General features: G+C 29.3%; 2 protein-coding genes. Both read left to right on the top strand.

Annotated elements, in window-relative coordinates; genetic code table 11:
• Positions 1–358 precede the first annotated feature (358 nt).
• Positions 359–1,006, top strand: a complete 648-nt coding sequence (locus tag ACFFVB_RS16090; protein ID WP_382384250.1) for a hypothetical protein — start codon at positions 359–361, stop codon at positions 1,004–1,006.
• Positions 943–1,248, top strand: a complete 306-nt coding sequence (locus ACFFVB_RS18725; RefSeq protein WP_512699237.1) for a T9SS type A sorting domain-containing protein — start codon at positions 943–945, stop codon at positions 1,246–1,248. Before ACFFVB_RS16090 ends, ACFFVB_RS18725 begins: the two co-directional genes overlap by 64 nt.
• Positions 1,249–2,073: the final 825 nt, after the last annotated feature.

Below are 2,073 nucleotides of genomic sequence, written 5' to 3'. Positions count from 1 at the left end.
GCCGATGGTACTGCATTTGTGGGAGAGTAGGACGTTGCCTTTTTTAAATCTAAATCCTCAATACTTTTGTATTGAGGATTTTTTTTGTTTATACTTTTTTGAGAATATTGTCTTAGATAAACCTTCAATATAAACCTCTTATATCCCTCAATATTTATAAATTGTTCTTCTAAAACGTAAATAAATTACAGGTCAAGTCGTATTTCTGGGGAGCCGTATAAATTATGCAATCGGCAATTGAAGGTGCGTAGATGATGCTTCTGTATATGGAATGGATTGTTATTTGACCATGATTTCAAATTCAAATTTTGAGCAAGCTTTAATCGATTTAGATTTAGATTATGTTTTGGATTGAGCTGTGTTAACAGCTAATATTAATGAAGTAGTAGTACTTAATGTGGCTGACAAGAATATTTCAGATTTAACAGGTATCGAAAGTTTCACGGCATTAACCTTTTCAAGCTGTAGTGATAATAATTTAAAAAGTTTAGATTTAAGTTCTAATGTGAATTTGACAGATTTATACTCTCATGTAAATCAGTTGTCAAGTTTAAATTGTAGATCTAATAAGCTTCCAGACTTAGATGTAAATCCTAACTCTGCTTTAACATTCTTAAATTGCTCTTCTAATGAAATTAGTAGTTTAGATATCAGTGGACTTGTTAATATAGAACAATTGTTTTTACAGCAAAATCAATTAACTACTGTGAATTTACCTTCTAGTGGATCTTCATTATGGAAACTAGAAATTAATGAAAATCAAATGACAGATATCGATGTGTCTCTATTTGGAAATCTAAGAGATCTGGGAGTACATCAAAATCAAATAACTAGTCTAAACCTTAAGAATGGTAACAACTCTAATTTTGCATCTTTTAATTCAGAATACAATCCAAATTTAACATGTATTTTTGTAGATGATTCGGGTTGGAGTAATGACAATTGGTCGGCTTACAAATATGCACCCTCTACCTTTGTTACTCATCAACTGATTGTGGGGACTTAAGTGTATCGGATGTTGTTACATCTAAAAGTCAAGTATATTATAACAGTAGTTTAGAGTCTATAACTATTGTGTCGCCTTTACATATTACTACAGTTCATTTGTATACCATATCTGGTAAGCAATTGAAATCATATCACTCCAATCTAGAAACTATATCTGTAAATAATTTTTCAGCAGGAATGTATAGTGTTCATATAGATTCAGAAAAAGGAAGAGAAATTAAGAAAGTGGTTAAATATTAAATTTAGTTTAAAGTAATAAACTTGAGGGCTTCAGTAATGGAGCTTTTTTTTTTTACCCTTTATATGTCTTAGTTTGAAATAGTGCGATATTAAAATTGCAGATAATATGAATCATGCCAAATGTTTTTCAACATAGAATTATGATGAGATCTGTGTTATTTTGTGGGCTTGACGGTTACTCTTTATTTTGTTTGTCGGGCTAGTATATTACCTTTTCAATGCAGTACCAATGCATGTTGTGTTTTGTTTTTTCTGAGAGCTTTTTGTGAATTAATGGTTGTCTCTTTGTTTAGTGGTAACTGTTAGGTTAATCTAGAAGGGATGAGTGCTTTACTTTATGATAGAAATAAATATTAAAGAGGTATGTTAAATCAGTATATCTAGTATATTAATAGAATAAGCTACTTTATATATAAGAAGTCTTAGTTGGTTATTTACCCTGTGAATATGAGTAGAAACGTATTAAAAGGAGTTATTCCATTGTTACTTGTATTAAATTTAAGTTTTAACTGTTTGATAATAAAATATTTATAATTTACTTAAAAATAATATCAGATAACATTAGTTTAATATGAATAAAACAATGTATATTTGCAGCCGCTAAAAACGGCAACGTTTTTAGAAAGAAAGTTCTTTGAGTGTTGATTTGGTTTTTGGTAGAAAGTTTGTAAAAACGGTCTTAAAAAAAACTTCAAATAAACATTGTGAGATTAAAAAAAAGGTTTTATATTTGCACCCGCTTAACGAGGTAACGAGTTAAGAAACAAAAAGAGAAATAAGTTCATTAACATATTGAATTGACAGCGTAGGTAATAACTGGAAACG

It is taken from the genome of Formosa undariae, from assembly GCF_042427615.1.
GTDB classification, from domain to species: domain Bacteria; phylum Bacteroidota; class Bacteroidia; order Flavobacteriales; family Flavobacteriaceae; genus Formosa; species Formosa undariae.
Note: the sequence above shows the minus strand (reverse complement) of the source record. Positions and strands in the feature narration are given on the sequence as shown.